At 70.4% G+C, this 7,596-nt stretch carries 11 protein-coding genes and 1 pseudogene; 9 read left to right on the top strand and 3 right to left on the bottom strand.

Features of this window, described 5'->3' with window-relative positions; translation table 11 throughout:
- Nucleotides 1–167, top strand: a pseudogene (locus tag ACFVIU_RS32230) (LytR family transcriptional regulator); the annotation flags it as partial.
- A 13-nt stretch (nt 168–180) separates the two neighbouring features.
- On the opposite strand, the gene ACFVIU_RS32225 reads toward ACFVIU_RS32230, so the two are convergent.
- Nucleotides 181–444 (bottom strand): hypothetical protein, encoded by a 264-nt coding sequence (locus ACFVIU_RS32225; protein ID WP_385846874.1) that lies wholly within the window; start codon nt 442–444, stop codon nt 181–183.
- 10 nt (nt 445–454) lie between these two features.
- Nucleotides 455–1,219: a TetR/AcrR family transcriptional regulator gene (locus tag ACFVIU_RS32220; RefSeq protein WP_385846873.1), complete on the bottom strand. Its 765-nt coding sequence runs from the start codon at nt 1,217–1,219 to the stop codon at nt 455–457.
- A 134-nt stretch (nt 1,220–1,353) separates the two neighbouring features.
- On the opposite strand from ACFVIU_RS32220, the gene ACFVIU_RS32215 reads away from it, so the two are divergent.
- Nucleotides 1,354–1,710, top strand: a complete 357-nt coding sequence (locus ACFVIU_RS32215) for a darcynin family protein (protein ID WP_385846872.1) — start codon at nt 1,354–1,356, stop codon at nt 1,708–1,710.
- 20 nt (nt 1,711–1,730) lie between these two features.
- Here ACFVIU_RS32215 and ACFVIU_RS32210 read toward each other — a convergent pair whose 3' ends face one another.
- Nucleotides 1,731–2,567: an undecaprenyl-diphosphate phosphatase gene (locus ACFVIU_RS32210; protein ID WP_385846871.1), complete on the bottom strand. Its 837-nt coding sequence runs from the start codon at nt 2,565–2,567 to the stop codon at nt 1,731–1,733.
- A gap of 124 nt (nt 2,568–2,691) precedes the next feature.
- Here ACFVIU_RS32210 and ACFVIU_RS32205 point away from each other — a divergent pair, with 124 nt between their 5' ends.
- The 7 genes from ACFVIU_RS32205 to eccD all read left to right on the top strand — a co-directional run bounded on the left by ACFVIU_RS32205 (nt 2,692) and on the right by eccD (nt 7,335).
- Nucleotides 2,692–3,075 (top strand): BlaI/MecI/CopY family transcriptional regulator, encoded by a 384-nt coding sequence (locus ACFVIU_RS32205; RefSeq protein ID WP_385846870.1) that lies wholly within the window; start codon nt 2,692–2,694, stop codon nt 3,073–3,075.
- Between the two features lie 11 nt (nt 3,076–3,086).
- Complete coding sequence (locus ACFVIU_RS32200; protein ID WP_385846869.1) at nt 3,087–4,037, top strand: M56 family metallopeptidase; 951 nt, start codon at nt 3,087–3,089, stop codon at nt 4,035–4,037.
- Between the two features lie 314 nt (nt 4,038–4,351).
- Nucleotides 4,352–4,684: a hypothetical protein gene (locus ACFVIU_RS32195; RefSeq protein WP_385846868.1), complete on the top strand. Its 333-nt coding sequence runs from the start codon at nt 4,352–4,354 to the stop codon at nt 4,682–4,684.
- A gap of 56 nt (nt 4,685–4,740) precedes the next feature.
- A complete protein-coding gene (locus ACFVIU_RS32190; protein ID WP_208899622.1) occupies nt 4,741–5,052 on the top strand; it encodes a pore-forming ESAT-6 family protein in 312 nt (103 codons plus the stop codon).
- A gap of 78 nt (nt 5,053–5,130) precedes the next feature.
- On the top strand, nt 5,131–5,607 hold the full coding sequence (locus tag ACFVIU_RS32185; protein WP_385846867.1) for a hypothetical protein: 477 nt from the start codon (nt 5,131–5,133) through the stop codon (nt 5,605–5,607).
- Nucleotides 5,608–5,663: 56 nt separating this feature from the next.
- Nucleotides 5,664–5,957 (top strand): hypothetical protein, encoded by a 294-nt coding sequence (locus tag ACFVIU_RS32180; RefSeq protein ID WP_385846866.1) that lies wholly within the window; start codon nt 5,664–5,666, stop codon nt 5,955–5,957.
- A 13-nt stretch (nt 5,958–5,970) separates the two neighbouring features.
- Nucleotides 5,971–7,335, top strand: a complete 1,365-nt coding sequence (gene eccD, locus ACFVIU_RS32175; protein WP_385846865.1) for a type VII secretion integral membrane protein EccD — start codon at nt 5,971–5,973, stop codon at nt 7,333–7,335.
- Nucleotides 7,336–7,596: the final 261 nt, after the last annotated feature.

Here is a 7,596-nt window from a genome sequence, read left to right as displayed (position 1 = left end):
CCGCGGACACCAAGGCCGCGGTGTCCAACGCCCATGCCTCCACCGCCGACCAGGCCAAGACGTGCGCCAAGGTCAGCCCGTACCGGACGGTGGAGCTGAACGGGGTGCCGATGACCCCGGCCCAGGCCTACGCGGCCGCGACCAAGATCCCCGACTCCGACTCCTGAGCGCCGGCCCTGCTCAGGGGCTGGCGACGTCGAAGCCGTACCGGAGGGGTTCCTCGGTGACGCCGTAGTCCAGGCGGTAGACGTACACGCTCTCCGCGCGCACCCCCGGCGGCACGCCCGGCGGTGCCGCCTCGGCGGGGCACGGATACGTCACCTGGATCACCCGCGGCCGATGGGCCACCTTCATCCGCATGCCGTCGGCCGGCCCGCCGGCGAGCACGGCGGTCTCCCAGGCGCCCTCGGCGGCGCGGTCGGTGGTCACGTCGGTGGTCTCCACACCGGACAGTTTAGGTGTTGCGCAAGTCGCCGGCCGGGTCTCCGCCGAGCAGCCGCAGCACATCCCGGAGGGTGTGCTCGAAGACCGGCTCCGAGTCCGTCAGCGCGAAGTCCAAGTGCCCGAACACCTCGATGGACACCATGCCGTACAGACGCGACCAGCAGAGCACGACGACGTACAGCGCCTCCAGGGGCGGCTGTTCGGAGTCGATGTGCTCCCGCACCTCCGCCAGCTGGCGCAGCCACTGTGCGTCCAGGGTGCCGGGCTCGGGCAGCGGCAGCGTGCCCGCCCGCCAGAAGTCCAGCATCAGTTCGAGGAAGACCCCGCCGAAGCGCCAGGCGGCGGCATGACTGGGGTCCTCGGGTCCGTTGCCGGAGTCGGGCAGCGGCTTGCTGAACACAAGCGCGAACTCCGCCTCGTGACTCAGCGCCCAGGAGCGCAGCGCCCGGGCCGTGGCGCTGAAGCGGCCCTGGAGGGACTGGTCGGGGGCCTGGTCGCGGGCGTGCTCCAGGGCGGCGGCGAGTTCGTCGTAGACCGCGGCGGTCAGCGCCTGGACCAGTTCGCGGTGGTCGGCGTAGTAGCGGTACAGGCCCGGAGCGGTCATGCCCATCTCGCGCGCGATGGCGCGCAGCGAGACCGCGGCCGGTCCCTCGGCCACCAGCAGCCGGCGCGCATGGCCCAGGATCTCGGCCTTCGTCTCGGCGCGCTGCCGCTCCCGGGCCTCGTCCCGCTGCCGGGCCCTGCGGGTGGTCGCCGAGGCGATCTCGCTGCTCACGGCTGCGTCTCCTGGTTCGTCTGCGGCGCCGCCGACCGGCCCGCCCTTGACAATGTTAACGCCGATCAGCTCTAGTAAACGCCGTTAGCTAACGCCGTTTACTGAGTGGCGTACACGCAGGGGGAGTCATTGTCATGCGGACCACGATCGTTCTGACCTACACCGTCACACCGGCCTGGCTGGCCCTGTCCCGCGAGGAGCGGAACGCGCTGACGGCCGCCCATGTCCAGCCGCTCTTCGCCCGGTACGCCGACCGCGTCTCGGCCCGCTTCTTCGACGCGGAGGCCTTCACCGCCGCCTTCTCCGACTTCGCGCTGCTGGAGACGGAGGACCTGCGGGCGTACTACTTCCTGATCGAGGAGCTGCGCGACTCCCCGCTGATCGCGCAGGGCTACCTGGTCATGAACGACGTCTTCATGGGCGTGGAGGACGGCTTCCGGTCGTACGAGGAGCAGGCCGGCCTCGGCACGGGCGCGACGGCCCGCGCCTGACCGGCCCTCCCGCCTGGTCGTCAGGCGCTGAGCGTGCCGGTGGCCAGCAGGCCGATCAGGACGGCGCCGATGACGATCCGGTAGATCACGAAGGCGTTGAAGGAGTGCTTGGCGACGAACTTCAGCAGCCAGGCGATGGAGGCGTAGGCGACGACGAAGGACACCACGGTGCCGACGGCCAGCGGGACGGCGCCCACGCCCGCGCCGAGGGCGTCCTTCAGCTCGTAGATGCCGGCGCCGGTCAGGGCCGGGATGCCGAGGAAGAACGACAGCCGGGTGGCGGCGACCCGGTCCAGGTCCAGGATGAGCGCGGTGGACATGGTGGCGCCGGAGCGGGAGAAGCCGGGGAAGAGCAGCGCGAGGATCTGCGAGCAGCCGACCCACATCGCGTCCTTGAAGGACGTGTCGTCCTCACCGCGCTTGTGCCGGCCCATCTGGTCCGCGCACCACATCACCACGGAGCCGGCGATCAGCGAACCGGCTACCACCCACAGCGAGGCGAGCGGGCCGTCGATCAGCGGCTTCGCCGCCAGGCCCACGACCACGATCGGGATGGTGGCCGCGATGACCCACCAGGCGAACTTGTAGTCGTGGTGGTAGCGCTCCTCCTTGTTGGTCAGCCCGCGGAACCACGCGGTGACGATCCGCCTGATGTCCTTGAAGAAGTACAGGAGTACGGCGGCGATGGCGCCGACCTGGATGACGGCGGAGAACCCGACGACGGACTTGTCGTCCACCGGGATGTCCATGAGCCCTTCGGCGATCTTGAGATGGCCGGTGGAGGACACGGGGAGGAACTCGGTCACCCCCTCGACGATGCCGAGGACGACGGCCTGACTCACACTGATCGCGCTCATGGGATCCACTTCGGGAGAGAGGGCCGGTGCCCGGCCTCGCATGGCACACTCGGAACAGCAGCTTTTACGCGACTGTAAAACTTTTACGCGACTGTAAAAGGCGAAGGGAGGCGAACGCAAACCCATGGCCATCGATGACCGGTCGGCCGGCCGTCGCCCCAACGGGCAGCTGGAGGCGGAGATCCTCACTGTGCTCCAGCGGTCCGGGAGCGCGCTGAGCGCCGGACAGGTCATGGACCGGCTGGACGACGACCTGACGTACAGCACCGTGATCACCGTACTGAACCGGCTGTACGACAAGCAGGTCCTCAGCCGCACCCGCCACGGCCGCGCCTATGTCTACGCCCCCGTCGCCGACGAGGCCGGCCTCGCCGCCCGCCGAATGCAGGGCGTCCTGGACGAGCGCGGCCGCGACCGGGAGGCGGTGCTGTCCCGGTTCGTGGACGGCCTGTCCAGCTCGGACGAGGAACTGCTGCGCCAGCTGCTCGACCAGGGACCCGGACGGTAGGCCAGGCCCCCATGCACCTGGCCGTCTATCTCCCCCTGCTGCTTCCCCTGCTCGCGTTCCCGGGCGCGCGGATGCTGACCGAGCACTGCGAACCCCGGCTTGCCAGCTGGCTGTCGGCCGGCTCCGCCCTCGTCCTGGGTGCCGCGAGCACCCTCTCGCTCGCCCTGCTCGCCTCCACCTGGCTGGTCCGCAGCCCGCTGCCGGCGTTCCTCGGACACCGGCCGCTCGGGCCGGCCGGGCAGCACCTCCCCGCCCGGCTGCCGGTGGCCGTCGCCGCCGCGGCGCTGCTCGCCGTCGCGGCGGTCGGTGTGCTGCGGCTGCTCGTACGACGCGTGCGCGCGCTGGCCGCCGCCACCCTGGACGCGGCCTGCATGCCCACACGGGACGGGACGGTGATCGTCGACGACCCGGCACCCGACGCGTTCGCCCTGCCCGGGCTGCCGGGCCGCATCGTCGTCTCCACCGGCATGCTCCGCACCCTGGACCGCGCCGAACACGAGATCCTGCTGGCCCACGAACGCGCCCATCTCACCGGCCACCACTACCTCTTCGTCGCCCTCGCCCAACTCGGCGCCGCCGCCAACCCGTTGCTGCGCCCCCTGGCCCACGCCGTCACCTACACCCTCGAACGCTGGGCCGACGAGCACGCGGCCACGGCCACCGGCGACCGGCGCCGCGTCGCCCGCGCCGTGGGCCGGGCAGCCCTGGCCACCCGGCACTCCCGGGCCCGCGGCGGCCTCCCGCCCGCCGCCCTCGGCCTGCTGGGACGCCGGCGCAACCCGCTCCGCGGCGCGGGCCCGGTCCCGCGCCGGGTGGCCGCCCTCCTCGCCCCACCCGTGACCCACCGCCTGCTGCCGGCCCTGGCCACGGCCCTCGTCCTGGCCGCAGCCACCTGCTCCGTCGCGGAAGCCGCCCACGACCTGCACCGCCTGCTGGAACAGCTGCGGGCACTGAACGGCTGACCGGCCCGGACGCGTCCGGAGCTACCGGCTGCACGCCGGCAGCGCCATCACCCCGGCCTCGCCGTACGCGTTGTGACAGTGCAGCCTCCAGGTTGCATCGACCGTTCAGCGACACAAGCTCGTCCGGCATGACCAGATGGTCCTCAGCCTCGCTCTATCGCATGCACCAGATCACGCCACTTCGGCCCCTTTCGCGTTGCGCCTGCAACTTGGGGTGCGAGAGGATGTCCAGCGCACTGTGGGCTGTGGCGTCGCGAGGTGAAGCAGCGGCGATCGAGTAGTCCCGGCACACAACACGCTTACGGGGTGGGTGGATGAAGTTCGACATGGGGTCGACGACCCTGTCGCAGCTCGGGAAGAGCACCGTCGGCTCAAGCGATGACCTGGGCACGCTGATCAGGTTGCTGATCCAGGCGGCCGAACCGCTGGAGGGCAAGTTCAACGGCGCCGGCAAGGCCGCGTTCGACGCCTTCAAGGTGCATGCCGACGAGATCACAGCGGACCTGAACAGCTCGCTGGGCGCGATCCTTGGCGGTCAGTCCGGTATGGACACGGCATTCGGCAGTGGTGACATGGAGTTGGGTGACAACGCGCACCAGAACATGGGCGCTGCCAACTTCGACGCCGCCCGCTTCGGCGCGCGGTAACCGACGTTGAAGAGGAACTCACCGCTATCGTCACCTTTTTCAAGGGGGACTCGATCATGGCTCAGAATCAGGACCGCCGCTCGTACGACACCGGTGCCTCCGCCGACGTACAGACCAGCCTGTCCGGAATCATCGGCCAGTTGGAGCGCGTGCTGACCGACCGCGACCGGGCGGTCAAGGCTGCGATGGCCGACTTCCAGGCCGACGGTGTCTCGGACGAGTACCACGGCAAGGAGGTCCGCTGGCACAAGGCCGCGGCAGAGGTGCGCGAGATCATCCGTCTGGTCCGCAACACGCTGGAACAGAACGACGGCACCGCTCAGGCCACCCTCGCCAAGGCGAAGGCTGCGGTCGACAACATCGGCTGACCGGCGGTTGGCGGTGTCCCTCTCCGCTCCCCTCGGCCGCTCGCCCGAGCAGGCTATGCATCTGTAGCCTGCGCGACCATGGCTGACATGTTCGAGCTGATGCTCGCGTTGGACCTGCGTGACGAGTTGTCGGCGGGGGAAATCACGGAGCTGCGATGGCATCTGGGAGCCGGCCCCCAGCCGGACACATTCCGTATCGTCACCGAATTTCCGGTCGTGGTGGAGGACGAAGACGGAGAGTTCGTCATCGAGGATCAACCCGAGCCCCTTCTCGGACAGCAGGGTGGTGGCTACAAGATTGGAGGCGCACTCGTCTCCGTGCTGCTGCGTCTGCGGGACACGGGGCAGGAGGGCTGGGCGCTGACCAGCCGGCAGGAGATCCATCCGGACGATTTCGAGCGCATGGGAGAACTCCTCAGCTGGCTGGCAGCCAGGGCCGGCGAGCGGCACGGAGGCTCCGACGGCGAGATCCGTCTGGGGTGGATTCGGTTCCACGAAGAGCGCCTGCCTGCGCCTTTGGTGGTGCGTGACGGCACAGTCGTCTGGCCGTCATAGGTCCGCGAGAAGATGTCCGACGAGCACCCGCGTGTCCAGTGAACCGGATTTGAGTGATGTCAGCCCAGGATTACGACAGTCAGCTTCTTGAGTCCGTGGCGGTGCGGCGTCGGCGGTTGCGTGATGCCGTGTTGTTCGGGGCGCAGCGGCAGCGGCGGACCGTGGACGAGCGGCTCGGGAAGGCCTTCGCGGGGGTGGTGATCGCCGCCGTGGTGTGTGCCGGGTGTGTGGGGTGGTCCTTCATCGCACATCGCGTGATCGGAAAGGCTCCGTACGGGACCTCTGTGCCTGTGTCCACGCCCTCCGGTCAATCCACCGCTTCACCACAGCCTGGGAAATCGGCCCGATGATAGGTTCGAAAGCGTGATATCCCGGGGGACTGTGAGCCGTACGGCACTGAGTCGAGTCACATTGGTCGGTGAGCGGCGTCGGGTGGATCTGGTGCTGCCGGCCCGGGAACCTGTCGGGCTGCTGTTGCCCGAGGTGATGCGGCTGCTCGACGACCGGGTGGCCGAGCATCCGCAGGCCCGGCACCTGGTGACGGCCGACGGAAGTGCTCTGGAGCCGGATGCCACGCTGGAGTCGGCGGGAGTGCCCGACGGTGCTGTACTCCGGCTGGTCAGGGTCGAGGACGCGCCATCCGCGCCGGTGGTCCATGACGTGAGTGACGAGGCTGCCGGCGATCTGGATGTGCGGGCCTGGCGGTGGAACGCGCAAGCGCGGCGGATCACGGCCGCGGGCGCGGGTGTGGTCTGGGCGTCGGCCGTCGGTTTCATGGCGCGCCAGGGGTTCGAAGCCGAGACTGCGGGATGGTCGCTTTTGGTAATCGCGGCGGTGGCCGCGGTGGCCGGTGCACTGCTGGGGCGGGCCGGGCACAAGGGGCTTGCCGCCGCTCTGGTCGTGGTGAGCGCCGCTGTGGGCGTGCAGGGCGCCTGGTCGGTTGCCGACGCACAGGGCTGGCCGGGAGCGGTGCGGTTGGCCGCCGTGCTCTCCGTCCTGGTGGCGGCGCTGTTGCTCCTCGGGTGGTTCTCGCCGTTCGGGCGGGGTGCGCTGGTCGGGGCAGCGGCACTGGCCGGAGCCGGTGCGTGCTGGGAGGTGGCGCTCGCGTTCCAGCCCGGCGGAGCCGGCACGGTCGGTTCGGCACGCGCCGGGGCTCTGCTCGCCGTCGTGTCCGTCGTCGCGCTGGGCGTGCTGCCCCGGCTGGCGCTGGCGGCGTCCGGTCTGTCCGGGCTGGACGATCGGCGCTCCGCGGGCTCGTCCGTCGGTCGCTACCAGGTGGCCACCGCGTTGGCTGCCACGCATCGGGGGCTGGCGCTGGCGACGGTCGTCACCGCGGTCTGCGGTGCGGTCGCCGGAGTGCTGGCGGTGCGTACGGTGACGGTGTGGACGGTGTGGCTGGCTGTCGCCGTGGCGTTCGTCCTCGCGCTGCGGGCGCGTGCCTATCCGCTGGTGGCGGAAGTGGCCGTACTGCTCGCGGCATCCATGGTGGTGGCGCTGCGGCTGGCGTGGTTGTGGCGGGAGCACTCGGGAGCCCCGGCACCGCTCGCCGTTCTCGGCGTACTGGTCGTGGTGTCCCTGGGTGTGCTGGCCGTGCAGCCCGCCGAGCATGTCCGGGTTCGGCTGCGCAAGGTTGGCGACGTGCTGGAGTCGGCTGGTGTGGTCGCTCTGTTCCCGTTGGTCCTCGGGGTGTTCGGAGTCTACGGGCGGCTGCTGGGCACCTTCGCGTGAGGTGGTGGTGATGACGACTTCCGGCCGTTGGCAGGACGAGGTGCTGCGTGAGCTGACCGCGGGCCCGGCCGACGAGGCGCGCGAGCAGTCTGCGCCGGGTGACGCCAGGCCGCCCTTGCCCGTGCGCCACACGGACGAGGAGCGTCCCAACCCGGGGCGGCCGTCCCGCGAACACCACACCACGGGGCCGGTTTCGCGCGGGGACGAGGAGCGGTCCGCCCCGCAGACCCCGGCTCAGGTATCCCCGCGCCCCGTGACCGA

It is taken from the genome of Streptomyces sp. NPDC127190 (assembly GCF_042672505.1).
Lineage (GTDB): Bacteria > Actinomycetota > Actinomycetes > Streptomycetales > Streptomycetaceae > Streptomyces.
This window is presented reverse-complemented; position numbering and strand designations above follow the sequence as displayed.